At 50.0% G+C, this 25,935-nt stretch carries 30 protein-coding genes; 15 read left to right on the top strand and 15 right to left on the bottom strand.

What is annotated here, in order from left to right; translation table 11 throughout:
• Positions 1–61: 61 nt before the first annotated feature.
• From FDW88_RS04390 to FDW88_RS04380, 3 genes are all read left to right on the top strand, one after another.
• On the top strand, positions 62–799 hold the full coding sequence (locus tag FDW88_RS04390; RefSeq protein WP_115258890.1) for a phosphatase: 738 nt from the start codon (positions 62–64) through the stop codon (positions 797–799).
• Positions 800–823: 24 nt separating this feature from the next.
• Positions 824–1,378 (top strand): molecular chaperone, encoded by a 555-nt coding sequence (locus tag FDW88_RS04385; protein WP_137362098.1) that lies wholly within the window; start codon positions 824–826, stop codon positions 1,376–1,378.
• Between the two features lie 101 nt (positions 1,379–1,479).
• Positions 1,480–1,962 (top strand): DUF1097 domain-containing protein, encoded by a 483-nt coding sequence (locus tag FDW88_RS04380; RefSeq protein ID WP_135912264.1) that lies wholly within the window; start codon positions 1,480–1,482, stop codon positions 1,960–1,962.
• A gap of 52 nt (positions 1,963–2,014) precedes the next feature.
• Here the strand turns inward: FDW88_RS04380 and csgG are convergent, their stop codons facing one another.
• From csgG to csgD, 4 genes are read right to left on the bottom strand one after another with little or no spacing between them, the layout of a single operon-like run.
• Entirely contained in the window at positions 2,015–2,848 is an 834-nt protein-coding gene (csgG, locus tag FDW88_RS04375; RefSeq protein ID WP_096757595.1) for a curli production assembly/transport protein CsgG, read from the bottom strand.
• A 25-nt stretch (positions 2,849–2,873) separates the two neighbouring features.
• A complete protein-coding gene (gene csgF / locus FDW88_RS04370) occupies positions 2,874–3,287 on the bottom strand; it encodes a curli production assembly/transport protein CsgF (RefSeq protein WP_096757594.1) in 414 nt (137 codons plus the stop codon).
• Between the two features lie 25 nt (positions 3,288–3,312).
• Positions 3,313–3,705 (bottom strand): curli production assembly/transport protein CsgE, encoded by a 393-nt coding sequence (gene csgE / locus FDW88_RS04365; protein WP_137362097.1) that lies wholly within the window; start codon positions 3,703–3,705, stop codon positions 3,313–3,315.
• A gap of 4 nt (positions 3,706–3,709) precedes the next feature.
• Positions 3,710–4,360 carry a biofilm master transcriptional regulator CsgD gene (gene csgD, locus FDW88_RS04360; RefSeq protein WP_115258886.1) on the bottom strand — a complete coding sequence of 217 codons (651 nt, stop codon included), beginning with the start codon at positions 4,358–4,360 and terminating at the stop codon, positions 3,710–3,712.
• Between the two features lie 763 nt (positions 4,361–5,123).
• Here csgD and csgB point away from each other — a divergent pair.
• The 6 genes from csgB (at position 5,124) to FDW88_RS04330 (ending at position 9,005) form a co-directional block, all read left to right on the top strand.
• Positions 5,124–5,579 (top strand): curli minor subunit CsgB, encoded by a 456-nt coding sequence (csgB, locus tag FDW88_RS04355; protein WP_115258885.1) that lies wholly within the window; start codon positions 5,124–5,126, stop codon positions 5,577–5,579.
• A 40-nt stretch (positions 5,580–5,619) separates the two neighbouring features.
• Complete coding sequence (gene csgA / locus FDW88_RS04350) at positions 5,620–6,075, top strand: curli major subunit CsgA (RefSeq protein ID WP_137362096.1); 456 nt, start codon at positions 5,620–5,622, stop codon at positions 6,073–6,075.
• A gap of 60 nt (positions 6,076–6,135) precedes the next feature.
• On the top strand, positions 6,136–6,468 hold the full coding sequence (gene csgC / locus FDW88_RS04345; protein WP_096757589.1) for a curli assembly chaperone CsgC: 333 nt from the start codon (positions 6,136–6,138) through the stop codon (positions 6,466–6,468).
• A gap of 150 nt (positions 6,469–6,618) precedes the next feature.
• A complete protein-coding gene (locus tag FDW88_RS04340) occupies positions 6,619–6,939 on the top strand; it encodes a type 1 fimbrial protein (RefSeq protein ID WP_115258883.1) in 321 nt (106 codons plus the stop codon).
• Between the two features lie 100 nt (positions 6,940–7,039).
• On the top strand, positions 7,040–7,582 hold the full coding sequence (gene ymdB / locus FDW88_RS04335) for an O-acetyl-ADP-ribose deacetylase (protein WP_117341753.1): 543 nt from the start codon (positions 7,040–7,042) through the stop codon (positions 7,580–7,582).
• On the top strand, positions 7,518–9,005 hold the full coding sequence (locus tag FDW88_RS04330) for a phospholipase D family protein (protein WP_117341754.1): 1,488 nt from the start codon (positions 7,518–7,520) through the stop codon (positions 9,003–9,005). The genes ymdB and FDW88_RS04330 overlap by 65 nt, the downstream gene beginning before the upstream one ends.
• Positions 9,006–9,020: 15 nt before the next feature.
• Here FDW88_RS04330 and mdoC read toward each other — a convergent pair whose 3' ends face one another.
• On the bottom strand, positions 9,021–10,181 hold the full coding sequence (gene mdoC, locus FDW88_RS04325; protein WP_137362095.1) for a glucans biosynthesis protein MdoC: 1,161 nt from the start codon (positions 10,179–10,181) through the stop codon (positions 9,021–9,023).
• A 271-nt stretch (positions 10,182–10,452) separates the two neighbouring features.
• Between mdoC and mdoG the strand changes: the two genes are divergently transcribed.
• The 3 genes from mdoG to FDW88_RS04310 all read left to right on the top strand — a co-directional run bounded on the left by mdoG (position 10,453) and on the right by FDW88_RS04310 (position 14,815).
• Entirely contained in the window at positions 10,453–11,988 is a 1,536-nt protein-coding gene (gene mdoG / locus FDW88_RS04320) for a glucans biosynthesis protein MdoG (protein WP_096759435.1), read from the top strand.
• Positions 11,981–14,509 (top strand): glucans biosynthesis glucosyltransferase MdoH, encoded by a 2,529-nt coding sequence (mdoH, locus tag FDW88_RS04315; protein ID WP_115258879.1) that lies wholly within the window; start codon positions 11,981–11,983, stop codon positions 14,507–14,509. Before mdoG ends, mdoH begins: the two co-directional genes overlap by 8 nt.
• A 66-nt stretch (positions 14,510–14,575) precedes the next feature.
• Entirely contained in the window at positions 14,576–14,815 is a 240-nt protein-coding gene (locus tag FDW88_RS04310) for a YceK/YidQ family lipoprotein (protein WP_217439126.1), read from the top strand.
• Here the strand turns inward: FDW88_RS04310 and FDW88_RS04305 are convergent, their stop codons facing one another.
• From FDW88_RS04305 to FDW88_RS04295, 3 genes are all read right to left on the bottom strand, one after another.
• Positions 14,816–15,190 carry a MysB family protein gene (locus FDW88_RS04305; protein ID WP_096757583.1) on the bottom strand — a complete coding sequence of 125 codons (375 nt, stop codon included), beginning with the start codon at positions 15,188–15,190 and terminating at the stop codon, positions 14,816–14,818.
• 81 nt (positions 15,191–15,271) lie between these two features.
• Complete coding sequence (gene mdtG / locus FDW88_RS04300; protein ID WP_137362094.1) at positions 15,272–16,492, bottom strand: multidrug efflux MFS transporter MdtG; 1,221 nt, start codon at positions 16,490–16,492, stop codon at positions 15,272–15,274.
• Positions 16,493–16,646: 154 nt separating this feature from the next.
• Complete coding sequence (locus tag FDW88_RS04295) at positions 16,647–17,567, bottom strand: Kdo(2)-lipid IV(A) acyltransferase (RefSeq protein WP_117341757.1); 921 nt, start codon at positions 17,565–17,567, stop codon at positions 16,647–16,649.
• Positions 17,568–17,788: 221 nt separating this feature from the next.
• Here FDW88_RS04295 and FDW88_RS04290 point away from each other — a divergent pair, with 221 nt between their 5' ends.
• Positions 17,789–18,841 (top strand): rhodanese-related sulfurtransferase, encoded by a 1,053-nt coding sequence (locus tag FDW88_RS04290; RefSeq protein ID WP_137362093.1) that lies wholly within the window; start codon positions 17,789–17,791, stop codon positions 18,839–18,841.
• 59 nt (positions 18,842–18,900) lie between these two features.
• On the opposite strand, the gene FDW88_RS04285 is transcribed toward FDW88_RS04290, so the two are convergent.
• From FDW88_RS04285 to pyrC, 7 genes are all read right to left on the bottom strand, one after another.
• The gene (locus tag FDW88_RS04285; protein ID WP_096757579.1) at positions 18,901–19,476 is read right to left on the bottom strand and encodes a YceI family protein; all 576 of its coding nucleotides are present in this window, start codon (positions 19,474–19,476) and stop codon (positions 18,901–18,903) included.
• Position 19,477: 1 nt separating this feature from the next.
• Positions 19,478–20,044 (bottom strand): cytochrome b, encoded by a 567-nt coding sequence (locus tag FDW88_RS04280; protein ID WP_137362092.1) that lies wholly within the window; start codon positions 20,042–20,044, stop codon positions 19,478–19,480.
• Between the two features lie 262 nt (positions 20,045–20,306).
• Entirely contained in the window at positions 20,307–20,420 is a 114-nt protein-coding gene (locus tag FDW88_RS04275; protein WP_096757577.1) for a YceO family protein, read from the bottom strand.
• A 50-nt stretch (positions 20,421–20,470) separates the two neighbouring features.
• Positions 20,471–21,589: an N-methyl-L-tryptophan oxidase gene (gene solA / locus FDW88_RS04270; protein ID WP_137362091.1), complete on the bottom strand. Its 1,119-nt coding sequence runs from the start codon at positions 21,587–21,589 to the stop codon at positions 20,471–20,473.
• Between the two features lie 114 nt (positions 21,590–21,703).
• On the bottom strand, positions 21,704–21,958 hold the full coding sequence (gene bssS, locus FDW88_RS04265; RefSeq protein WP_096757575.1) for a biofilm formation regulator BssS: 255 nt from the start codon (positions 21,956–21,958) through the stop codon (positions 21,704–21,706).
• A 341-nt stretch (positions 21,959–22,299) separates the two neighbouring features.
• Positions 22,300–22,545, bottom strand: a complete 246-nt coding sequence (gene dinI / locus FDW88_RS04260) for a DNA damage-inducible protein I (protein ID WP_137362090.1) — start codon at positions 22,543–22,545, stop codon at positions 22,300–22,302.
• Positions 22,546–22,619: 74 nt separating this feature from the next.
• Positions 22,620–23,666: a dihydroorotase gene (pyrC, locus tag FDW88_RS04255; RefSeq protein WP_137362089.1), complete on the bottom strand. Its 1,047-nt coding sequence runs from the start codon at positions 23,664–23,666 to the stop codon at positions 22,620–22,622.
• 283 nt (positions 23,667–23,949) lie between these two features.
• Between pyrC and tssK the strand changes: the two genes are divergently transcribed.
• Together tssK and tssL are read left to right on the top strand one after the other, a co-directional pair.
• A complete protein-coding gene (gene tssK / locus FDW88_RS04250; protein WP_137362088.1) occupies positions 23,950–25,290 on the top strand; it encodes a type VI secretion system baseplate subunit TssK in 1,341 nt (446 codons plus the stop codon).
• Positions 25,287–25,934 carry a type VI secretion system protein TssL, short form gene (gene tssL, locus FDW88_RS04245; protein ID WP_137362087.1) on the top strand — a complete coding sequence of 216 codons (648 nt, stop codon included), beginning with the start codon at positions 25,287–25,289 and terminating at the stop codon, positions 25,932–25,934. Before tssK ends, tssL begins: the two co-directional genes overlap by 4 nt.
• Position 25,935 lies beyond the last annotated feature (1 nt).

Here is a 25,935-nt window from a genome sequence, read left to right as displayed (position 1 = left end):
TAGGGTATTAATGGTGGAGATACCTGCTATCCTTGACGAAAAATGACTACAGGAGAGAATTATGTATCCCGTTGACCTGCATATGCATACCGTCGCCAGCACCCACGCCTACAGTACCCTGAGTGATTACATCGCCGAAGCCAAACGCAAAGGTATCAAGCTGTTTGCGATCACCGATCACGGGCCGGACATGGCAGATGCCCCGCATCACTGGCATTTTATTAATATGCGCATTTGGCCAAGGTTGGTGGACGGGGTGGGAATTCTCCGCGGTATTGAAGCGAATATTAAAAATATTGACGGCGAGATCGACTGCTCCGGTCCGATGTTTACTTCCCTGGATTTAATCATTGCAGGCTTCCATGAGCCGGTTTTCGCACCTGTTGATAAAGACACGCATACCCAGGCGATGATTGCCACAATGGCGAGTGGTAATGTGCACATTATCAGTCATCCAGGAAATCCAAAGTATGAGTTAGACTTTACCGCCGTCGCACAGGCGGCAGCGAAATACCAGGTAGCACTGGAAATCAATAACTCCTCATTCCTGCATTCACGTAAGGGCAGTGAAGACAACTGTCGCGCAGTCGCCGCAGCGGTACGTGATGCCGGTGGATGGGTGGCGTTAGGATCGGATTCCCATACCGCCTTCACGCTGGGGGAATTTGGTGAATGCCGTAAAATCCTGGATGATGTGAACTTCCCGGAGGACAGAATTTTAAACGTATCGCCAAAACGCCTACTGGCGTTTTTGGAATCGCGCGGCATGGAGCCTATCGCGGAATTTGCTGAACTTTAATTGTGAACTAACTGGAATACAACAATGAACGAGTTTTCTATCCTGTGTCGCGTCCTGGGATCGCTGTTTTACCGCCAACCGCAGGACCCGTTACTGGTTCCTCTTTTTACCGTGATCGGTGAGGGTAAACTGTCAGCAAGTTGGCCACTGGAGCAGGATGAACTGCTGGCTCGCTTACAGAAAAGCTGTGATATGCCGCAGGTGGCTGCAGATTATAACGCGCTGTTTGTCGGTGAAGAGTGTGCGGTGCCACCTTATCGCAGCGCTTGGGTCGAAGGTGCTAAGGAATCCGATGTTCGCGCATTCCTTTCTGCGCGCGGCATGCCGCTGGCGGATACTCCTGCTGATCATATCGGCACATTGCTGCTGGCTGCGTCATGGCTTGAAGATCAGTCTGCTGAAGATGAAAGTGAAGCGCTGGAAACGTTATTCGTTGACTATCTGCTCCCGTGGTGTGGCGCGTTCCTTGGCAAAGTGGAAGCGCATGCCAGTTCCCCATTCTGGCGTACCATGGCGCCGCTGACGCGCGATGCGATTGGCGCGATGTGGGACGAGTTGCAGGAAGATACCGAAGAGTAAATGTGATTTAAGTCACTTTATTCTGCAACGCAATTTATCAGCTTGCATAAATTGTGTGCACGATCTCATTATCATGCCGTTTTTCTGCTAAGATGCGCGGCATGAACATACTTCTTTCTATTGCAATCACAACGGGCATTCTCTCCGGTATCTGGGGATGGGTGGCCGTTTCTCTTGGTTTACTCAGTTGGGCAGGTTTTTTGGGTTGTACAGCCTATTTTGCCTGTCCGCAGAGTGGGCTGAAAGGGCTGTGGATCTCAGCGTGTACGCTGTTAAGCGGTGTGGTGTGGGCGTTGGTGATTATTAACGGTAGTGCGCTTGCCCCGCATATGGACATCATCGGCTATGTCATCACGGGGATTGTTGCCTTCTTGATGTGCATTCAGGCTAAGCAATGGTTGCTTTCATTTGTGCCGGGTACGTTTATTGGTGCATGTGCAACATTTGCAGGGCAGGGGGACTGGCGTCTGGTTCTGCCTTCGTTAGCAGTGGGACTGGTGTTTGGCTATGCAATGAAGAACAGCGGACTGTGGCTGGCGTCCCGCCGTGAAAACCGAGAATCACCTTCGTTGACCAGTAAATAATAAAAAGCGTGAGGTTACCCTCACGCTTGTCGTTGTCTTTTCATATTAAGTATCAGGATTCCGGCGGTACCGACAAATGACGGTATTTAACCAGAATATCGTTATCGACCTGTTTCTTATCCTGCAAGTCCCATAATCCGCGATCAATCCCGTCGTTAATCAGGAAAATAACCCCAGTTTCAATGGCTGACATCAGGCACAGCATAACGGGTTCGTTAGAGGTATAACCGATTTCACCTTCCAGCAGACGTTGGTAATCAATGAAGCGGAATACCCCAGCCTGGACTTCATAGGAGAGAATGGTTTTGCTGGTGTTCACCGAAGAAAGGATTTCACCCGTGCTGACGTTGACCACACGCAGGTTGACCGCAATCTGATCAAGTTGGTATTGCGTGTCTGCGCCAATACCGAAATAACGCGCGCCAACCCCACCAGACTTAACGTTGCTTTCATAACCGATGATAGACCCTTCCACCATTACGTTTGCGGCGGTCAGTGACTGAAGCGGAATACGGTTATTTACAGCAACGGTACCGTTTTCTTGCGCAGCACGAATAATTTTTCGTTCGTTAAGCAAGTTCTGTAATCCCTGACGCTCCAGCGGTACAAACCAGCGAGAATCCTTCAATGCGGTGACCAGCATCGCCGTGGCACTTTGCGGGACAGCCGTTGAGAAGTTACTTGCCGGGTAAGGCTTAAATTGACCCGTTTCATCTTGAATGTTGTAAACCGAGACAAAAATCTTGCCCGTAGGCATTGGCAGGTGCGTCAAGTCTTTATAGCTTTGGGCACGCGGCATTAATGTCGGTTTAGCGGCTTCTTGTGGCGGGGCTGTTAAGCATCCGCTGAGTAAGAATATTGCAACCAAAATAAGTAAGCGCTGCATGATTTTTTCCTTTCGTAGCTATAGCTTAGAAATCGGCTGACTGTGTTTGTAAACCCGACACTTCTATCGTCGATGTTTTGCCCGTTTTCCTGTCTGTGACATTGAGTTGCAGCTGTCCATCTCGGTTGGCGATATCAATGATAAAATCATTGGTTACCATCCTGCCCGGCTTACCGGTATTAATATTGGTAAGCAGACCGCCGAGAATTTGTGACTGAATGGCCTGGGTAAAGTTGTCCAGGGCCGATGGGGTTTCAAAACCGAAATCGTCACCACTTGGATCTTTATACGAGTTTTGCGCCTGCGCACTGTTCAGCAAAAAAGCGCCGTTATTTGGGTTGCCACCAAAGTTTGGATTGCGGAACTGGAACGTCATGTTTCCGGCCCAACTTAATGGTGAAATTAGCATGAGCAAAACCACTGCATGTTTGACACGCATGAAAGCCTCCGGACAAAATCATGTTTTAGAATTCATCACGCGCTAAATCGCTTGTGCTTAATAGTGTTTGATCTATTTGCCGACGATTTAATGCATCTTCTGTTTCAGCCAGAGCGAAGACGACTATTTTGTCGAAGTCTCTTTTCGTCGGGAATAAAAAAGTCTGGAAGATAACGTCCTGATTGATCGTTATGGTGATCCAACTTCCCCAACGTGCACTGGGCCTTTCATTGATGGTTAAGTTTCCTGTGTACTCACTTTCCCACTTGTCGCTAAACGCACGATAAAAATCATGGCCGATTGAAGAGACAGTGTGGTCGGTTAACAGTCCGGGAACCTCCACTTCTACAGCGGCGTGTAGATTCCCGGCAGCAAGGAATAAATTTGCTGCCACAATCCAGTTAAAATAGCGTTTCATGACATTATCGCCTGAGGTTATCATTGGCCCACGAGACCGCCTGCGTACGGTTCTTCACAGCTATCTTTTTGAAAAGATTATAAAGATGCGTTTTTACCGTATTTTCACTGATAAACAGTGAGCGTGCGATTTCAATATTTGAGGCGCCGATACGCAGTTTATTAAGGATCTCTTTTTCACGATGTGTGAGTAGTGCTGACTCTGTACTGTTATAACGATAGTTTCCAGAATGTGTGATCAGGTAGCTGGCGAGCTTTTGCGAGAAGTAGCATTCACCGCGTAAAACGCCTTGTAACCCGGCCACCACACGCTGTTCATCTTCTGCTACGTAAAATACACCATTGATATGCGGCCAGTTTTCAATATCCCGGTACGGATAATCATCGGGTGTATTCAACAATAACGTCTTTATACTGTTGTTTTTTCTACTTAAGTTATCTTGCCAGTAATGGATCAGCTTTTTATCTGCCTCCATCATATCCAGTAAAACAATGCAGCTGGAGGAAATATCGTCCAGAGAACGTTGAATATTATGCAGTTTTCCGGTGAGCGCCAGCGATTGCTTTAAATGTTGTAATAATGCAGTTGCCTGCAGGGACGGTTTAGTGATCAACAATAATGTATGACCATGAATACTATGGACTTCATTAAACATGATGAAACTCCACTTTTATAGTCGCACACCTGACAGCTGCCTCTACTAAAATAGAGGCACCAGAAGTACTGACAGATGCTGCACTGCTGTGTAGAAATAAAATATCGACCCAAAGGGGTGAAAATATTAAAACAAATGGACTTCAACTGATTTCAATCTAGCTATTACAAATCTTAAAGCAAGTGTTAAACTTGTTACAGAATGTAAATTTATATATTAAAATGTGATTTTAAGGTTTTTATTGAGTTTAGATTTGATAGGAAAGTTGTACACTTTACTGTTATTGCATAGATTTAAAAAATCATACAAATTATATTAATAACATGATAAATAAGAAGTTTATTTATAGTTCTTTCGTTTTAGCTTTCTAATGAATTCTGAAGTTTTTGTCTCACTTTACGTTGAGTAATTTTCGACAGAAAAAAATGATGTTTGTCACGACTTGCGCCAAGGCCAATCAACACCTCGCGCTGCGAGGGCCTGAAGTCGCTGAAGATTGGTTTTTTATGCTTCTGCATAGAAATGCACATCTCACGCTAAAGCCAAAATAAAATGTATACAGATAACAGCGTTATTGGCTGTTAATTAGTACTTTGGGGTGAATCTGAATATAAAAATACCACTCGCGGGTGAGTTATTTAAAATGTTTCAACGGACATACTCTTCATCGTAACGTGGCATTAACAAGTTTAAGTCATGTTAACAACAAAACTTGAGTGGTAAATAATTCAACTTCATGTACGACCAGGTCCAGGGTGACAACATGAAAAACAAGTTGTTATTTATGATGTTTACAATGCTGGGTGTGCCTGGAATTGTGTCCGCAACAAGTTATGACATGGCTAATGCAGAATATAACTTTGCGGTAAATGAATTAAGTAAGTCTTCATTTAATCAGGCAGCCATTATTGGTCAAGTAGGCGCTGGGAACAGTGCCAATACACGCCAGTCGGGCTCGAAGCTATTGTCGGTCATTTCGCAGGATGGTTCAAGTAACCGAGCGAAAATAGATCAGGCAGGATCATATAATCTTGCATATATAGATCAGGCGGGTAGTTCCAATGATGCGAGTATAAAACAAGGTTCTTACGGTAATACGGCCGTTATTATCCAGAAAGGTTCGGGTAATAAAGCAAATATTACCCAGTACGGTACACAAAAAACAGCAGTTGTGGTGCAGAGACAGTCGCAAATGGCCATTCGCGTGACTCAACGCTAATCCATGAACGACTTTTAAATCAATCCGATGGGGGTTTACCATGAAACTTTTAAAAGTGGCAGCATTCGCAGCAATCGTAGTTTCTGGCAGTGCTCTGGCTGGTGTTGTTCCGCAATGGGGCGGCAACGGCAATCACCATGGTGGTGGTAATAATTTTGGTCCAGAATCATCAATGAGTATTTACCAGTATGGTTCTGGCAACATTGCGAATGCGCTGCAAAGTGATGCACGTAAATCCGATGTGACCATCACCCAGCATGGGCGTGGTAACGGGGCAACCGTCGGACAAGGTGCTGATGACAGTACCATTAGTCTGAAACAGTCAGGCTTCAGCAACAGCGCTGACATCAATCAGTGGAATGCTAAACGTGCGGACATTAACGTGACCCAATACGGTGGTCGCAACGGTGCGGTGGTTAATCAGACTGCGTCTGACTCCAACGTTCTGGTTCGTCAGGTTGGTTTTGACAACAACGTCACGGCTAACCAACATTAATTCAGTCTGCTGACTGAGAATAAACAGGGCGAAAGCCCTGTTTTTTTTCGGGAGAATAGTATGCATACGCTATTACTTATTGCCGCGCTGTCAAATCAAATCACCTTTAATACAACCCAGCAAGGCGAAATGTACACCATTATTCCTCAGGTAACGTTAACGCAACCCTGTGAATGTCAGGTACAAGTCTTCGCGATACGTGAAGGGAAGGGGGGGCAAAGCCAAACGCAGCAGAAAACAAGCCTTTCGGTCCCTGCTAATCGGCCGATTGATTTAACTAAGCTGAGCTTTAATATTTCCGCTGAGGACTCAGTAAAAATTATTGTCACCGTTTCGGATGGGCAATCGCTGCATCTCTCACAACAATGGACAGACTCATCCGGTCATTCTTGAGGGACTGAAGTATTTGCAGGTCGGGTGTGGCTGGGAGCGCATTGCTGTTCTATGAATATAGAAACGTGAAGATGTTTTTATCGGGTCGTTAATCGCAGCGGTGAAGGATCATACCGATCCCTCAAGAGGACTAATCATTGAGGAACCTTTATGTGTACTTTAGCGAACAGAATTCTGAGTATTGGCATTGGTGTTTTTTCTCTTTTTACAGTATCCGTAAGTGCTCAACAAATCTCAGCGGGTGGGATTATTCATTTTCGCGGTGAAATAGTGGAACCGCCTTGTGAAGTTAGCACCCAGCAACAACAGATAGAAATGTCATGTATACGCGACGGCAAGATGCAAAGTAGCCGTTTTAATGCGCAACAGGTCACTCTGGTGCCGCAGAATGTTAAGCAAATTGCGAGCGCTAACATGCACTACCTCAATGAGCAGAAAACCCTCGCTATTCTTAACATTGAATATAAATAAGTCGTTCTGGCGTAGATATGCAGCCGTTTCGTTAAAAAGTGAGATTTCCTGGAAAACCCTGCTGTACACTGAAGAGAAGGTGTTTCGTCAGGGGAAGTTTATGCAATCGCGTGTTCATGTGGTACAGGGCGACATTACGACGATGGCTGTTGATGTGATCGTCAATGCTGCCAATTCATCCCTATTGGGAGGCGGTGGCGTGGATGGGGCAATTCATCGCGCTGCCGGACCGGCATTGTTGGAGGCCTGTAAACAGGTTATCCAACAGCAGGGAGAATGCCCAACGGGTCATGCGGTCATCACTCTGGCAGGCAATCTTCCTGCGAAAGCGGTTATTCATACCGTGGGGCCTGTGTGGCAGGGGGGCGATCATCATGAAGCTGAACGTCTCGAAGAGGCCTATTTGAACACGCTGCAACTGGCCTTAGCCAATGGCTATCAATCCATTGCTTTTCCGGCGATTAGCACGGGAGTGTATGGTTATCCGCGCGCAGCAGCAGCGGAAATCGCCGTCAACACGGTGTTGAGGTTCACGACCCGCCGGGCGCTACCTGAGCAGATTTACTTCGTGTGTTTTGATGACGAAACGGCCCAACTTTATAACAGATTACTCACCCAGCAAGGCGATGATAACCCAGCCTGATATGACGCGGCTCGAGCGCGCAATTACTCCGCTTTGCGCCAGCCATCCTGAACAATGCGGCATCCTTGCGCTGGATGACAGTCTGGATGCGTTTGCCGCTCGCTATCGACTCACTGAAATGGCAGAACGCTCCCTGGATGTGCAGTATTACATCTGGGAGAACGACATGTCCGGGCTGCTATTGTTTTCGGTACTGCTGGCCGCAGCGAAACGTGGCGTGCAGGTCCGTTTGTTGCTGGACGACAACAACACGCCGGGTCTGGATGATACGCTGCAATTACTGGATAACCACCCGAATATCGAAGTCCGCCTGTTTAATCCTTTCTCTTTTCGCATCTTGCGTGCGGTGGGCTATTTAACCGATTTCGCCCGACTTAACCGTCGTATGCATAATAAAAGTTATACCGCCGACGGGGTGGTCACGTTGGTTGGCGGGCGCAATATCGGTGACGCCTATTTTGGCGCAGGCGAACAGCCGCTATTTTCAGATTTGGATGTAATGGCCGTTGGGCCGGTGGTGACCGAGGTTGCGGATGATTTTGAACGTTACTGGCAGTGTCAGTCCGTTTCAACACTCAAAAAAGTGCTCTCACTGTCAGAGCCTGAACCTACCCAGCGTATTGACCTGCCGGAGTCCTGGTATAACGATGATATAACTCGCCGTTACCTGAATAAGCTGGAAACCAGCCAGTTTATGGCCAGTCTCGATCGGGGGGCGTTGCCGCTGATTTGGGCCAAAACACGCCTGCTCAGCGACGACCCGCTAAAAGGTGAGGGGAAGGCTCCGCGCCATTCGCTATTACCTCAGCGCTTGTTCGATATTATGGGCTCACCTACCGAGCGTATTGATATTATTTCCGCCTATTTTGTACCTACCCGGGCGGGCGTGGCCCAACTGCTGCGTTTGGTGAGAAAAGGGGTCAAAATTGCCATTCTAACCAATTCGCTGGCGGCGAATGATGTGGCAATTGTTCATGCCGGCTACGCGCGCTGGCGAAAAAAACTGCTGCGCTATGGTGTGGAATTATATGAGCTTAAACCTACACGCGATCGCGCCACGGCTGTGCACGATCGCGGATTAACCGGTAATTCGGGCTCGAGTTTGCACGCTAAAACTTTCAGTATTGACGGGCGTAAGGTGTTTATCGGCTCGCTTAATTTTGATCCGCGCTCCACATTGCTCAACACGGAAATGGGATTTGTGATTGAAAGCGAAAGCCTGGCCGCACTGATTCATAACCGTTTTATGCAGAGTCAGCATGATGTTGCCTGGCAATTGCGTCTCGATCGCTGGGGACGGATTAACTGGGTTGACCGCCAGCAGGGTCATGAGCAGGTGCTGAAAAAAGAACCCGCCACCGGATTCTGGAAGCGGGTATTGGTGAAGCTGGCCTCGATATTACCGATTGAATGGTTGCTCTGAACGACGTAACCCAAGCTAACCGGTGACGGCCTTGTTTTTGTCCTGCTTAACCAGCGGTTTTCCTGAAAACAAAAACTTCAGTACCGGGATCCGGAGATGAATTTCGTACAGTATCACCGCGATCCCGACCACAAACAGCAGTCCACAGAGAAAGCCCAGCAGATTGGATGAGATGTGCGGTGTGATATAGGCGCCGAAAAACAGCGTTAACGGATGATGCACCAGATAAATAAACAGCGATGCATTGACAAAATAGGTTACGCGCGCTGACTGAAAATTCAATAAACGATAGCCGAGCGAAAAGACCACGTTAACCATCAACAGCCCCAGAACCATGGTTACCACGTATTCAGTTTCATACATCCAGGCGTCGCCGTTGCCGTATCGTTGGTTGAGCAGGTACGCTACAAAGGCCGCTCCTGCACCGAGAGTGCAACCGCGCGAGGGGGTGGTGAACAGCGCCTTCAGATTGGGATTAATGAATGCCAGCGCACCGAGCATAAAGAAAGGCACATAAAACAGCGTTTGCATGACGACAAAATTAAACATGCCGTCGCTGAGGATCGAAGGATAGAGAATAAAAATGGTTCGTCTGACGACGGCGTAGCCCACACCAAGCAAGGCAAAAATTAGCGTTAACTTTACCATTGACGCTGGGGCAGGGGGCGTTCCCTGCTGGCTTTCCTGACGCTTCTTAATTTGGGTAAATACCCACATGCTCACGGTCGTTAACACCACAAGGACCAGCAAAAACCACAGATGAGAAATGAGCTCCCAGGCAAGGGCGTTATATTTATCGTACCCGCTGAGCGTGTGCCAACTCTCTGCTTTCCCTTTTACATATTGCAGCATGATAAATTGCGGCAGTGTGAGCAAGGGAATCGCGGTCAACATCGGGATCCCCACGCGCTCAACACGCACTTTCCACCAGCGTTTTAATGGATAGCGTAAAAACAACATGTAGGAAAAATAACCCGAAATAACAAAAAACACCTGCATGCGAAACGCATGGATGAAGTCGTTAAACAAGGTTAGCCACCACGACGGTTCAGCACTGTTCACGTGCCAGGTGTGTGTGGAATAGATCAATGAGATATGGAATGGGATCCCCAACAACATCAGCCAGGCGCGGATGGAGTCAAGAAAATATTCACGCGGAGGGGATACAGAGCTCATAAACAGTTACGTATTCTCAGACTTTTCGTCTTATCCCTAAGACGAATAATGGTTACATTCGAGGGCAACCCTACACGAAGTCCAACAACCTGTCTCCAGGATAAGCACGCAAAGTGAAAACAGGCAGATGAACCTGATTAAACCATGAGCCAGCGCGCGAACAATACAGGGATTCAGTTGTCGGAATACCCGATTATCCATTAAAATGGATCGGATCAATATAAGCACACAAAGGGGGAAGTGCTTACTAATTATGAAACATAAACTACAAATGATGAAAATGCGTTGGTTGGGTGCAGCAGTCATGTTAACGCTGTACACATCTTCGAGCTGGGCATTCAGTATTGATGATGTGGCAAAGCAAGCTCAATCCTTAGCCGATAAAGGCTATGAGGCGCCTAAAAGTAACTTGCCCTCCGTTTTCCGCGACATGAAGTATGCGGATTATCAGCAGATCCAGTTCAATCACGATAAAGCCTACTGGAGCAATCTCAAGACCCCATTTAAGCTCGAGTTCTACCACCAGGGTATGTACTTCGACACGCCGGTCAAGATCAACGAAGTTACCGCCACAGCGGTAAAGAGAATCAAATACAACCCGGATTATTTTAATTTCGGCGATGTTCAGCATGATAAAGACACGGTAAAAGATCTCGGTTTCGCCGGGTTCAAGGTGCTGTACCCGATCAACAGCAAAGATAAAAACGATGAAATCGTCAGCATGCTCGGTGCCAGCTATTTCCGCGTCCTGGGAGCCGGTCAGGTTTATGGCCTGTCTGCACGCGGCCTCGCTATTGATACAGCACTGCCTTCCGGTGAAGAATTTCCCCGTTTTCGCGAGTTTTGGATCGAACGTCCAAAACCGACTGACAAACGTTTAACCATCTATGCATTGCTGGACTCCCCACGCGCCACCGGGGCCTATCGTTTTGTGATTATGCCAGGCCGTGACACGGTGGTGGACGTTCAGTCCAAAGTTTACCTGCGCGACAAAGTAGGCAAACTGGGCGTTGCGCCGCTGACCAGTATGTTCCTGTTCGGGCCGAACCAACCGTCTCCGGCGACCAACTATCGTCCGGAGCTGCATGACTCTAACGGTTTGTCTATCCATGCTGGCAACGGCGAGTGGATTTGGCGTCCGCTGAATAACCCGAAACACCTCGCGGTGAGCAGTTTTGCGATGGAAAACCCGCAGGGATTTGGTCTGCTGCAACGTGGTCGCCAGTTCTCGCGTTTTGAAGATATCGACGACCGCTACGACCTGCGTCCGAGTGCCTGGGTAACGCCGAAAGGTGACTGGGGCAAGGGGAAACTTGAGTTAGTTGAAATCCCAACCAACGATGAAACCAACGACAACATCGTCGCTTACTGGACGCCGGACCAACTGCCTGAAGCAGGCAAAGAGATGAACTTCAAGTACACGCTGACCTTTACCCGCGATGAAGACAAACTTCATGCGCCGGATAATGCCTGGGTACAGCAGACGCGTCGTTCTACCGGTGATGTCAAACAATCGAACCTCATTCGTCAGCCTGACGGCACGATTGCATTTATCGTGGATTTTGCCGGCGCAGATATGAAAAAACTGCCGCAGGATACCCCAGTCACCGCGCAAACCAGCATTGGTGATAACGGTGAAATCGTTGAGAGTACGGTGCGTTATAACCCGGTCACTAAGGGTTGGCGTCTGATGCTGCGCGTGAAAGTGAAAGATGCGAAGAAAACCACTGAAATGCGTGCTGCGTTGGTCAATGCCGATCAGCCGTTGAGTGAAACCTGGAGCTACCAGTTACCTGCCAATGAATAAGACAACTGAGTATATTGACGCAATGCCGCTTTCGGATATCGAGAAAGCGGCACTGCCGAAAACTGACATCCGCGCCGTTCATCAGGCGCTGGATGCCGAGCATCGTACTTACTCGCGCGAAGACGATTCACCGCAGGGGTCTGTTAAAGCTCGCCTTGAGCAAGCCTGGCCGGATTCTCTGGCCAAAGAGCAGTTAATTAAAGACGATGAAGGACGCGACCAGCTGCAGGCTATGCCGAAGGCTACGCGTACATCTATGTTTCCCGATCCCTGGCGTACCAACCCGGTAGGCCGTTTTTGGGATCGTCTGCGTGGACGCGATGTTACGCCGCGTTATCTTTCTCGTTTGACGAAAGAAGAACAAGAAAGTGAACAGAAATGGCGTACCGTCGGGACGATTCGCCGCTATACGCTGCTTATCTTAACGCTGGCGCAAACGGTCGTTGCGACCTGGTATATGAAGACCATTCTTCCGTACCAGGGCTGGGCGTTCATTAATCCGGCAGACATGATGGGGCAGGACCTGTGGGTCTCCTTTATGCAATTGCTGCCCTATGTGCTCCAGACCGGTATCCTGATTCTGTTTGCGGTATTGTTCTGCTGGGTATCGGCAGGGTTCTGGACCGCGCTGATGGGGTTCTTGCAACTGCTGATTGGCCGCGATAAGTACAGTATTTCCGCGTCAACGGTGGGGGATGAAGCATTAAACCCTGAGCACCGCACCGCGTTGATCATGCCTATCTGTAACGAGGACGTTGACCGCGTATTCGCGGGGCTGCGCGCCACGTGGGAATCGGTGAAAGCCACGGGTAATGCTGCGCATTTCGATGTCTACATCCTGAGCGACAGCTACAACCCTGATATCTGCGTGGCGGAACAAAAAGCCTGGATGGAGCTGATCGCTGAAGTGCAGGGCGAAGGACAGATTTTCTACCGCCGTCGTCGTCGTCGTGTGAAGCGTAAAAGCGGCAACATTGATGACTTCTGCCGTCGCTGGGGGAATCAGTACAGCTACATGGTCGTCCTGGACGCTGACTCGGTAATGAGCGGCGATTGCCTGACCGGTCTGGTGCGTCTGATGGAAGCGAACCCGAATGCCGGTATTATTCAGTCGTCGCCAAAAGCGTCCGGTATGGACACGCTGTATGCACGCTGCCAGCAGTTTGCTACGCGCGTGTATGGGCCGCTGTTTACCGCCGGGCTTCATTTCTGGCAGCTCGGGGAGTCGCACTACTGGGGTCACAACGCGATTATTCGCGTGAAGCCGTTTATTGAGCATTGTGCGCTTGCACCGCTACCGGGTGAAGGCTCGTTTGCGGGTTCGATCCTCTCCCATGACTTCGTAGAAGCGGCGTTAATGCGTCGTGCAGGCTGGGGGGTGTGGATTGCCTACGATCTGCCGGGTTCTTATGAAGAGCTGCCGCCAAACCTGCTTGATGAACTGAAGCGTGACCGTCGTTGGTGTCACGGCAACCTGATGAACTTCCGTCTGTTCCTGGTCAAAGGGATGCATCCGGTTCACCGTGCGGTGTTCCTGACGGGCGTGATGTCTTATCTGTCTGCCCCGCTGTGGTTTATGTTCCTCGCGCTTTCAACCGCATTGCAGGTGGTGCATGCGCTGACGGAGCCGCAATACTTCCTGCAGCCGCGTCAGCTGTTCCCGGTGTGGCCGCAGTGGCGTCCTGAGCTGGCGATTGCGCTGTTTGCCTCAACCATGGTGCTGCTGTTCCTGCCGAAGCTGCTGAGTATTTTGCTCATCTGGTGCAAAGGGACGAAAGAGTACGGCGGTTTTGTCCGCGTGACGCTGTCGCTGCTGCTGGAGGTGCTGTTCTCCGTGCTGCTGGCGCCGGTGCGTATGCTGTTCCATACCGTCTTCGTGGTCAGTGCTTTCCTCGGGTGGGAAGTCGTCTGGAACTCGCCGCAGCGTGATGATGACTCCACTCCGTGGGGTGAAGCGTTTATGCGTCACGGCTCCCAGCTGCTGCTGGGTCTGGTCTGGGCGGTCGGTATGGCTTGGCTGGATCTGCGCTTCCTGTTCTGGCTGGCACCGATTGTCTTCTCCCTGATCCTGTCGCCGTTTGTGTCGGTGATTTCCAGCCGTTCAACGATAGGGTTACGTACCAAGCGCTGGAAGCTGTTCCTGATCCCGGAGGAGTATTCTCCTCCGCAGGTGCTGGTGGATACGGATAACTACCTGGTGATGAATCGCAATCGCTCGCTGGATGACGGCTTTATGCACGCGGTGTTTAACCCGTCATTTAACGCACTGGCTACGGCGATGGCGACCGCGCGTCACCGCGCCAGTAACGTGCTGGAGATTGCCCGTGACCGTCATGTCGAGCAGGCGCTGAACGATACACCTGAGAAACTGAATCGCGATCGCCGCCTTGTGCTGTTGAGCGATCCGGTGACTATGGCGCGTTTACATTATCGCGTCTGGAACTCGCCGGATAAGTATTCGTCGTGGGTTAATTATTATCAGGGGATAACCCTGAACCCGCTGGCACTCAGGAAGAAATAGAACGCCTGAAATGTGAAAATACCGGCCTGGTGCCGGTATTTTTTTATGCGGATGACAATGTTGTTAATGAGGGTTCAGGTGCGAATACTTGCGGTTGGAATCATGGTCATCTTGCTGAGCGGGTGCGGCAGTATTATTAGCCGCACGATCCCGGGGCAAGGTCACGGAAATCAATACTATCCCGGCGTGCAGTGGGATGTCCGGGATTCAGCATGGCGCTATGTCACCCTGATCGATCTGCCTTTTTCACTGGTGTTTGATACGCTGCTGTTGCCCCTTGACATCCACCATGGTCCCTACGAGTAATTACCGCTCATCCCATTCGTCGGCTGCCGTCTGACCTTCCTCGGTATCCAGAGGTGGTTCAAGCTGGAATTCGCCTTCATCCCACTCGTGGAGGGTATTTTCCTCCAGCCACTCTTGGCGAATTTCAATCTCATCATAATCGCCATCAAAGACGCTTTGTGCCGCTTCACCGCTCAGCATCGGCAGACATTCGCCTTCCTCATCTTCGTCGGCGAAAAACTCAGCCTGCCACATGATGTCACCATCCTGTAGCACATACTTTTGTACGTTCAACTGCTGAACACTGGCGTCGTCCGCATCTAGGTCGGGGTTATCAGCCAGAAACTCTTCACGGGCAGCATCAATGGCTTCTTCCAGCGTGGCATACATGGTCATCAGCGTCTCCCTTTGATTTAATGAGGTATTCAGGGAAATAATAGTTGATTCTCTGCTAGTGCAAGTATGAATGCACAAAAATCATTGCGTGCGCTGGGTTTCGCGACGTCGGCGCAGGCTGTTCCAGGAGTAGAGCGCGTTAAATAAGACCACTCCCGCGGTCACGCAGAAGACCGCGCGAAAACCATAGTTGGCTGAAATAGCTGCGCCCATCAGTGGCCCCGTCACGTTGCCAATATCACGAAATGACTGGTTGTAGCTGAAAATACGCCCGGATATTTGGTTGGTTGAGTTATAGACCAGCAGCGTTTGTACGGCAGGGAGCAGTGCGCCGTCGGCGGCTCCCAGCAAAAAGCGCAGGACGCCGAGCTGCCAGGGCGTCTGGACGAATGACATGGGGATGAGCAGCAATACGGAAATGACCAGGGCGACAATCAGGATCTTCTCCGGGCCTATGCGGTCGCCTAATTTGCCCAGCCTTGGCGCGCTGAGTAAAGCGGCCACGCCGGGAACGGAAGCGATCATGCCGCTGATAAAAGCGATATTGCCGACGTTACCCGCCAGTTCCCGCACATACAGCGTCAAGATAGGTGCGATGGATCCGGTTGCGACCTGAATGATCAGTGTGGTGACGAACAGACTCAGTACCAGCTTTGGATTTTTTAAGGATCCGACGACCTCCCGAATGTGCAACATCTCTTTTTTGCTGACCGGTTGAAAATGCTCACGAATAAAAAATAACGTCAGCATAAAACAGAGCAGCAGCACGCTGGCGGTAATAAAGAAAACGGGGCGCAACCCGTATTGGTCGGCAAGCAAGCCTCCCGCCAGCGGGCCCAGCAGTGCGCCACTGACGCCGCCGGTTGAAAGTGTTCCCAGCGCCCAGCCGCTTTTATTGCGCGGCACCTGGGTGGCGATCAGCGCATTCGCATTGGGAATAAACCCACCAAGCAGTCCCAGCAGCGCACGCAGGATCAAAAACTGCCAGATATTTTGCGCCAGCCCCATTAGCAGCATCACGACAGCCATCCCCAGCGCTGAGCGCAGGAGCATGATTTTCCTGCCTTTGCGATCTGCAAGGCCGCCCCAGAAAGGTGAAGCGATAGCTGAAAAAAGAAACGTAATGCTGAACACCAGACCCGACCACATGTTCAGGGCACCGTGTCCCGTCACGCCGAGGCTTTCGACATACAGGGGTAAGAAAGGCATCACCAGGCTAAATGCTGCACCGGTTAAAAAGCAACCGAGCCAGGCAACCGTGAGATTACGCTTCCAGTTGATGGAGACATCTGAGGGTGACATAGCGATCCGCAGTGTGGCGCGCTGTTTGCGCTATCGTGTAAAAATAAGTAAGCAGACTAATTATGCGCCTGGTTGATAGTCGCTGCAATGTGCAGAGCAGTAAAACCTAAACAGGGGGGGCGAGATGTTGCAGCCCGCGGGCTGCAACAAAGGGTCAGTACAAGGAAGGTGCGCCTTCAGGGCGTGTTTTGAACCGGCGATGTAGCCACATATATTGCTCCGGCGCCATCATGATGCATTTCTCAATAATTTTGTTCATCCACGCGGCGGTGGTTTCAGCATCGTCCAGCGGCGGCGAACATTCCGGCGGCAGCATAATCAACTGATACCCTTTGCCGTCAGGTTTACGACGAGGGACAAACGGCACCAGACACGCATTGGACATCCGCGACAGCATCCATGTCCCAGAGGTGGTTGCAGCCTGCTCTACAGCAAACAGCGGCACAAAGACGCTGGAGCGTGGGCCGTAGTCGTGATCCGGGGCATACCAGACCACTTCACCTTTCTTCAGAGCCTTGACCATTCCTTTTAGATCTTTACGATCGAGCATTGATTTATTGGAGCGCATACGCCCCCAGGTTTGCAGCCAGTCGAGCAGCGGATTGTCGTTGGGGCGATACACCCCGATACCGGGTTCCTGTAAACCAAACTGACGCGCGCCTAATTCAAGCGTCAGAAAGTGCAGACCCACTAACAGGATCCCACGCTGCTGTGCCTGAACATCACGAATATGCTCCATGCCGATTACTTCGGTCCAGCGCGTAATACGACGGTCGGACCAAAACCAGGCCATGCCGGTTTCCACTACGCCCATGCCGACGGACTCAAAGTTTTTTACCACCATCTGCTGACGCTCTTGTTCGCTCATCTGTGGGAAGCACAGCTCCAGATTACGCGAAACAATCTTTGCCCGGCGTCTCATCACATGTAACGCCAGCCGACCTAATGTACAGCCCAGCTTATAGAGGAACGGATAGGGTAACTGCACGATCAACCAAAGGATGCCAATACCTAGCCAGGTTAACCAATAACGTGGATGCAAAAGTGCAGCCGAGAACTTGGGTAAATTCGTCATGTCTATCCTGTCATTAAACGACCAATGCCCTGTATTGTCGCATTTTTTCGCGCGTATCAAAAATTTGTGACGGGAGAATGGCTGGTTTTTCGTCAATTGTTGTGACGCTTTTATCATGAAGTATGAAATGTAGCGTAAAATGTGTGGATGTAAATTGGCGATGTTTGCTTTATGATGCCGGCCGATTTTCATCTTTTTACTGACTGCAGGAAACGTACACCATGCCAGTGTTACACAACCGCATTTCGAATGACGCGCTCAAAGCTAAAATGTTGGCGGAATCTGAGCCGCGCACCACGATTTCATTTTATAAATATTTCAACCTCGTTAATCCTCAGGATACGCGTGATGCGCTGTACCAACTGTTCACCGAGCTGAACGTTTTCGGGCGCGTATATCTGGCGCACGAAGGCATTAACGCACAAATCAGCGTGCCGCAAAGCAAGGTTGAGGCATTCCGTCAGCAGTTGTACGCGTTTGATCCTGCGTTTGCCGGGCTGCGACTTAACATTGCGCTGGACGATGACGGAAAATCGTTCTGGGTACTGCGCATGAAAGTCCGTGAACGTATTGTGGCAGATGGCATCGATGATCCTGCTTTTGATGCCAGCAACGTTGGTGATTACCTGAAGGCGGCAGAAGTGAACGCCATGCTTGACGATCCTGACGCGGTGTTTATCGATATGCGCAACCACTATGAGTATGAGGTGGGGCACTTCGAGAACGCCATGGAGATCCCGGCAGATACGTTCCGCGATCAGTTGCCGAAAGCCGTTGAAATGATGCAGGAACATAAAGATAAAAAAATCGTAATGTACTGCACGGGCGGTATTCGCTGTGAGAAGGCCAGCGCCTGGATGAAATACAACGGGTTCAGTAAAGTCTGGCACATTGAGGGCGGCATTATTGAATATGCCCGTAAAGCTCGAGAACAGGGACTACCGGTACGCTTCATCGGTAAAAACTTTGTTTTTGATGAACGGATGGGGGAGCGGATCTCCGAAGATGTTATCGCACATTGTCACCAGTGTGGTGTGGCGTGCGACAGCCATACCAACTGCAAAAATGACGGCTGCCATCTGCTGTTTATCCAGTGCCCGGCCTGCGCCGAGAAGTACAAAGGGTGCTGCAGCGATCTGTGTTGTGAAGAGAGTACGTTGCCTGAAGAGGAACAACGTCGCCGTCGCGCAGGTCGTGAGAATGGCAATAAAATTTTTAATAAGTCCCGTGGCCGTCTGAATACTAAACTGGGTATTCCGGACCCTGCGCAATAAAATGATGCCGGATGAGGGCTACAGCCTCATCCGGCTTCCATTTTGGCAGCATTGAGATGCTATTTCTGCTGAACACCTTCTACCGAGATGATTAAGTCTACTTCCTGTGAAGCAGGCCCCAGGTCGGTGGTGATGTTAAAGTCCTTCAGCTTAATCTTCCCTTGTGCTTCAAAGCCTGCACGGGTGCCACCCCACGGATCGCCACCCTGACCAATAAGCTTCGCGTCCAGCGTGACCGGTTTGGTGACGCCGTTCAGCGTCAGATCCCCGGTAATATCCAGGTCGTTACCCGCTTTCTTCACGCTGGTGGAGGTGAAGGTCGCCTGCGGGAATTTGGCGACGTTAAGGAAATCTGCGCTGCGCAGATGCTTGTCACGCTCGGCATGATTAGTGTCAACGCTGTTGGTGTTAATGGTGACGTTCACTTTATCGGCGGCTGGATTTTTTTCATCGAAGGTAAACGATCCGTCGAAGTCTTTAAAGGTGCCGTACAGCCAGCTGTATCCCAGATGCTGAATACGAAAATTAACAAAGGCATGTTGTCCTTCTTTGTCGATTTTGTAATCTGCCGCGATGGCCGAACCGGTGGTAAACAGTAAAGATGCGAGAGTCAGTCCCAGCAGGTTTTTTTTCATTTTAAGCTCCATAGTCAGATGACGATTTTCCCAACATGCGATTAAGGGTATCGTCGTTGTCGATAAAGTGGTGTTTCAGGGCCATCAGCCCATGTAAAAGAGAGAGGACCACAACGCTCCAGGCAAGCCACAGGTGCAGGCTTCCGGCGAGATCGGCCTGCGCCCCGGCGTTGGCGAGCGTGGCGGGGATCTCAAACCAGCCAAAGACGCTGATGGGTTTGCCGTCTGCGGTCGAAATTAAATACCCACTGATGACAATGGAGAACAGCAGCAGATATAAACTGAGGTGGCCCAGGGCCGCAGCCAGACGAGTTAAGCGAGAATAGCTTTTCAATGCCGCAGGAGGAGGAGAGAACAGCCGCCAGACCACGCGAATCACCAGCCCCATCATCAGCAATACGCCGATGCTTTTATGCAGTTCAGGTGCCTGGTGGTACCAGCCATCGTAATAGCTGAGTGTGACCATCCATAAACCCAACGCAAACATGCCATACACGGCAATCGCGACCAGCCAGTGCAAAACGGCTGACACCACACCATAGCGCTGTGGACTATTATTGAATTGCATAAATACACCGATAAATATTTCAGAAGTGAATGAAAATGGCCTGTAAAAGACATTAATGCAACTAATAAATAACAAGAGTGATGATATTTATTTTTAATTCAATAAATTTGATGTGATGATGAGTTGATCATCAGGTGTTTAGAGAAAGATGGGCGGGTAGAGCCTGATGTGCGGTACTTTGTAGGGTTTCTGATTATTCAATTAATCACAATAAAAATTAAAGAAATCTCAATTGCTGTCAATTATTGTCAGCAGGCTAAGATCAGAAAAACATAATATATATTACATCCATGATTGCCAGCAGAGACCATAAAATAATGTAGAGCATAAAATGCTCGCGTATATTATTCACCAGATAGTCAACGATGCGGCGCATCACTATTATTCCTTCAATAAAATGGCCCCAGTGGCGAGGCCATATCATGGTTATCGTTTAAAACGGCTCAGTTTGAACGGTGCCAGGTCGAAGGCCGACGGCTTGTCCTGGGCAAAATCAGCCGCAATCTCCCCCAGTACCGAGGCAAACTTAAAGCCGTGACCGCTTAGCCCGGTAATAATAAGCGTATTATCATGTCCGGGTAGCGTATCAATAATAAAGTCTTCATCCGGAGAGTTATCGTAGGTGCACGACGCACCGTGCAGACAACATCCCACGCCGGGCAGAACAGAACGCAGGAACGGGAAAGCCTCTGAACCATCGCTGGCGACAGCGGCAAACGCTTTGCGCTCTTCGGCTGAGTGAATAACCTGCCCGCCGTTATGTTTACCAATCTTCAGTTCGTCGTTCTCGGCCGGGAAACCGTAATACTGATCGCCATTAGGCAATTCGCCGGTGAAGGCCGGGAAATTGTTTTTAACGCTGTAGCGCCCGTCAGCCTGATACCACGCGAACACTTTGCGCACTGGCTGTATCGGCAATTCCGGTACTAATGCCTGTACCCAGGTGCCGGCACTCACCAGCGCTTTTTTCGCGTGATAGTCGCCGTCTGCGGTCTCAACCGTTACGCCATCATCATGATGGTGAATCGCGGTAACCGGGCATTTAAACAGCTGAGCGCAGCCTGCTTCCTCAGCCAGGCGAATCCAGGTCTTAATGGCCAACTCACTGCGCAGAAAACCTGAATCGGCCTCAAACAGGCCGATATAGTTTTCCGGGACACGAATTTCGGGCCAGCGGGCCATGATGGCAGCGGCATCCAACTGTTCAACGTTGAGCTGCCACTGTTTTGCGCTTTGCGCCACGTTAGATAAGAACATGGAATCTGCCGGGCCGAGGTTGACAACGCCAGAACGGACAAACACAGGTTCTTCATTATGCTGGGCGAGTTCATCCCACAATGTCTGCGCACGCAGGACCAACGGAACGTATTTTTCACCTTCGCCATAGGCATGACGAATTAAGCGTGTATCGCCGTGATGGCTACCCTGTTGGTGCGGCGGCATATGTGCATCGATCATCAGTACATTCAGACCGGCGCGCGTGGCATAGTATCCGGCGGCGGCGCCTACGGAACCGCTGCCAATAATGATTAAGTCGTATTTCATCCGCTTCTCTCTGCAATCGCGATAGTAGCAGGGTAAATAACTGACCCGCATTATTCAACTATCAAATAAGAAAGGCACCGTTAAGGTGCCTTTTGAAGGTTGGGTGCATCAGATTTAATGACGCTGATACTCATTAGCGGGGAAATCACCTGATTCAATTTTGGCGATTCCGGCTTCTAATATTGAAATAAATTGCCTGGCAACATCAGTGGTTAACCAGAGCGTTTGACCAACTTCAGTCCCATTTGGGTCTGGACGATTCGGGGTCTGGTAGTGCAAACGCAGCATCAGCGCATCATAGCTATCAACGGTGCTGATGTCCCATCCTACAAGCGGATGAGTCTGAATGACTTCATTATTCTTTTCCATCATGCCCCCTAATTCGTGTTACTAGACAACGGTTTTCGAGGTTCAATGCGTTTTTTTCTGAAGCAAGTTCAGTATATCAATAAATAAGGGTATTCACTGAAAATTTAAAGAGGACAGGGCATAATTTTTTTGTTTTAAGTGTTATCTGAACGATAAACCGGCATGTCATTCATATTTTTTTAGCATGTTGTGCAGTTATTTTGTGGTTTTGACTAAAAGATAATCAGCATGTAAATAAACATTAACTGTTTTGTTGAGAGAGATTGCTCGAAATCTTTATGATACGGGAAAATAAAAAAAGCCGGGGCGACCCGGCAAAAAACATCACTGCATATCATTTTTTATTCATTAATGAACCAGTCATCCGCGCTTTCCCATGTTTCTTGCAGGATCTCGCTGATGCGTTCTTTGTCCTCTTTTGTCGCGCCAATGACCGACAGATTGTTTGTGCCGGCATAACGAACGGTGACGTTACCGGCGTTATCCGGAAAATGATGGTGAATACGATGGGAGAGTTCACCTGCCAACGCGTCAATGGCGCCAGCAGGCAAAGGTGAAGTTTTGGCAATAGTGACTTCAATACGCATAATAGCCCCCTGTTGAATATACTGGTTATTTATACAGTTAACTTCGCCAGTTGACAACAGGTTGCGACATTTTTTTAGCGTTTCACTGACCAGCGTACTGTTTCACCGCCGAGGAAAGGCACCAGCGTGTCTCCCTCCAGCGCGATACTTTCCGGTATCTGCTGCTCTTCTTTAACCAGTTCAATAAAGGTGTCGTTAACCGGCAGTCCGTAGAAGCGAGGACCGTTAAGCGAGCAGAAGGCCTCGAAATGGGCCAGGGCGTTCATCTCTTCGAAGACGGTGGCATAACTGGCGAGTGCGGTAGGGGCATTAAAACACCCCGCGCAGCCGCAGCTGGATTCTTTACGATGACGCGCATGCGGCGCCGAGTCAGTGCCGAGGAACGCCCGGCTGAAACCACTGGCGACCAGTTCACGCAGCGCCTGCTGGTGGATGTTTCGCTTGAGAATAGGCAGGCAATACAGATGCGGACGAATGCCCCCGACCAGCATATGGTTACGGTTAAACATCAAATGCTGCGGGGTAATGGTCGCTGCCAGCAGATCATTGCCGTCACGCACGTAGTCGGCGGCGTCTTTAGTGGTGATATGTTCAAACACCACTTTCAGCGCGGTCAGACGCGACCGCAATGGCTCCATCACCGTGTCAATAAAGCGTGCTTCGCGATCGAATATATCGATTTCCGCGTGCGTGACTTCACCGTGTACCAGCAAAGGCATGCCGAGTTTTTCCATCCGTTCCAGAACCGGCATGATGGCATCAATAGAGGTCACGCCGTGAGTAGAGTTGGTGGTGGCGTTAGCCGGGTAGAGTTTGGCGGCGGTGAAAACACCTTCGTTGAACCCGCGCTCCAGTTCGTTGGGATCCAGCGTGTCCGTCAGATAGCAGGTCATTAACGGGGTGAAATCGTGTCCGGCAGGTACGGCGTCCAGTATACGCTGACGGTAAGCGATGGCTGCGTCAACAGTAGTGACGGGCGGTGCCAGGTTCGGCATGACAATTGCGCGTCCATAAATTTCACTGGTATAGGGCACGACAGTTTTCAACATGTCGCCATCGCGAAAGTGAAGATGCCAGTCGTCTGGGCGGCGGATCTTTAATACCTGGGATGGTGCAGTCATCAATATGCTCCGGCTGAGGATAGTCTTTTTTGCCGGAAACAAAGGATAAGCGGAAACGTTTTCGTTTGCACGAAAAAAAAGCGAGCTGTCTGTAAGCGTCACCAGCAGTAGATAAATATCACTGCTCAACGCGCCAAATGTTTAACCGTTAAATAAGACTTAATTTTTTTGTTTCCGTGTGTAATTATATGCATTGATATAATTAATCACACAATAAATGATTTTTATTAATCTATTTGATTTCTGGATGTTTGAATAAAAATGTTATGGCACAGGAGGTGCAATGAAGATTTTTCGTCCGCTATGGACAAAAGGGATCCTCCTTTCTCCCCAGTATTTTCAACAGCAAACGTTGCTTAATTCCCGTGATGACCAGGGTATAGCCCAAATGAGCGTTATGCATCCGTGGGGGATATGGCGTGCAGAATTTGATTCACAAGTACTGACACAAGGGCAACTGAAACCCCTTTGCCTGAACTTACGATTTCAGGACGGTACTCAGATAGATACTGAGCAGATGGATGCCCTACCTCCAACGTTAACTTTGACGAGGGAGACAAACGAAGCCACAGTGCTGTTGGCCCTTCCTCAGCTTTATTCAAATGACCGAAATTGCCTGCAAACGGAAGACATTGCTGAATATCCGGTGCGTTACCGCCAGGTGTGGCGCGATGTACGCAACCAGTTTGATGATGACATAAAGCCGATGGCGGTGATGCAACATGAACTCACGCTACGGCTTTCAACTCAGGATAATGCCAATTACCTCACCTGCCCGGTAGCTCGGATATTTAGAGACGTACAGGGGCATTATGTCCTTGATGGGACGTTCATCCCGCCGCTACTGGCGATGCGCGGTAATCACGGGTTGTGCGATAAGACAGAGGTGTTATTGACGCAGCTGCGTGCTCGCATTATCCGTTTGATGGCAATGCGTCGGGAAAGTAATGAGCGGATGGCGGATTTTGCTGTAGCAGACGTCTCGTTATTTTGGCTGCTCAATGCGCTAAATACCGCCGAACCCGTCCTGGGGATGTACCAGCGTTTCCCACAGGTGCATCCGGAACGCGTGTATCAGGAGTTGGCGCGGCTAGCGGGGGCGCTGCTGACGTTCTCGCTGGAACATGAGATTGGCGCTATTCCGCCGTATCAGCACGATGATTTAAGCAACACGTTTTTGCCGTTGTTCAGGTTGTTGAACAGATTGTTGGAAACCAGTCTGCCATCACGGGTCATCGCCATTGATATGGAACGCGATCTTCGTCTGCATCAATGGACCGCCCGACTACACGATCCCCGTCTGCGTGAAGGTGCTGACTTTTGGCTGTCGGTTCGTTCATCACTGCCAACTGCACAGCTTTATAACCAGTTCCCACAATTATGCAAGGCGGGGAGCCCGGACGATGTAAACCAGGTCGTGAATATTGCGCTAAATGGCATCCCGCTGAAAGCGCAAACTCACGTCCCGGCGGCGATTCCCCTGCGCCTGGAAAATCAGTATTTCTCCCTCGATCTCAATCATCCGTCGGCCCAGAGAATGCTGGACTCTGGCGTCTGCGTATTTTATGTGCCGGGCACGTTGGGTGAACTCGAGCTTGAGTTGTTTGCGGTGCTGCGCACATGACCTTCAACGTCGATGAATGTCTGGCCGAGATTTGGCTTCAGACCGTGAGATTACGCCAGGGGGAACAGTTTGCTCCCGGAGAAGGGCGGCGGTTGTGGCAGACGTGCGCGGATAATGTGACGCGTGTGCGAGAGGTGATGCGTACGGCGGGGTTAACCGAGGAAAACATGCTGCACATCACCTATGCCTGCTGCGCACTGTTGGATGAGGCGGTGAAAAGTCGCGAGGTACAGGATGATGCCAGTCTAGTGTGGTATCAGTCCCCCCTCCAGACGCACTACTTCAACACCCTCGACGCCGGAGAAGCGTTGTATGAACGGATGCGTGGTGTTCTGCGCGAGCCGGCACCGGAACCAACGGTGCTTACCTGTTTCCATCGGGTATTGATGTTGGGATTTCTCGGTGGACTGAGTCCGGACGCACCAACACGGACAGCGTTACTCAATGAACTGACGTCGCGTATTCCCGCTTTTCAGTTTCAGGAATCACAACCGGTACTTAATACCTTACCTGCGCGAAGCACGCTGGGTTTATGGCTGCGTGACGGGCGAATTCGGCTGATGTTGGGCCTGTTTGCGGTGGGACTACTCTGGTGGGGACTGGACTGCTGGCTTGACTCACTACTGGTCAGTTTCGCCGCATAAC

The organism is Citrobacter sp. wls829 (assembly GCF_005280825.1).
In the GTDB taxonomy this organism is placed as follows: domain Bacteria; phylum Pseudomonadota; class Gammaproteobacteria; order Enterobacterales; family Enterobacteriaceae; genus Citrobacter; species Citrobacter gillenii.
This window is presented reverse-complemented; position numbering and strand designations above follow the sequence as displayed.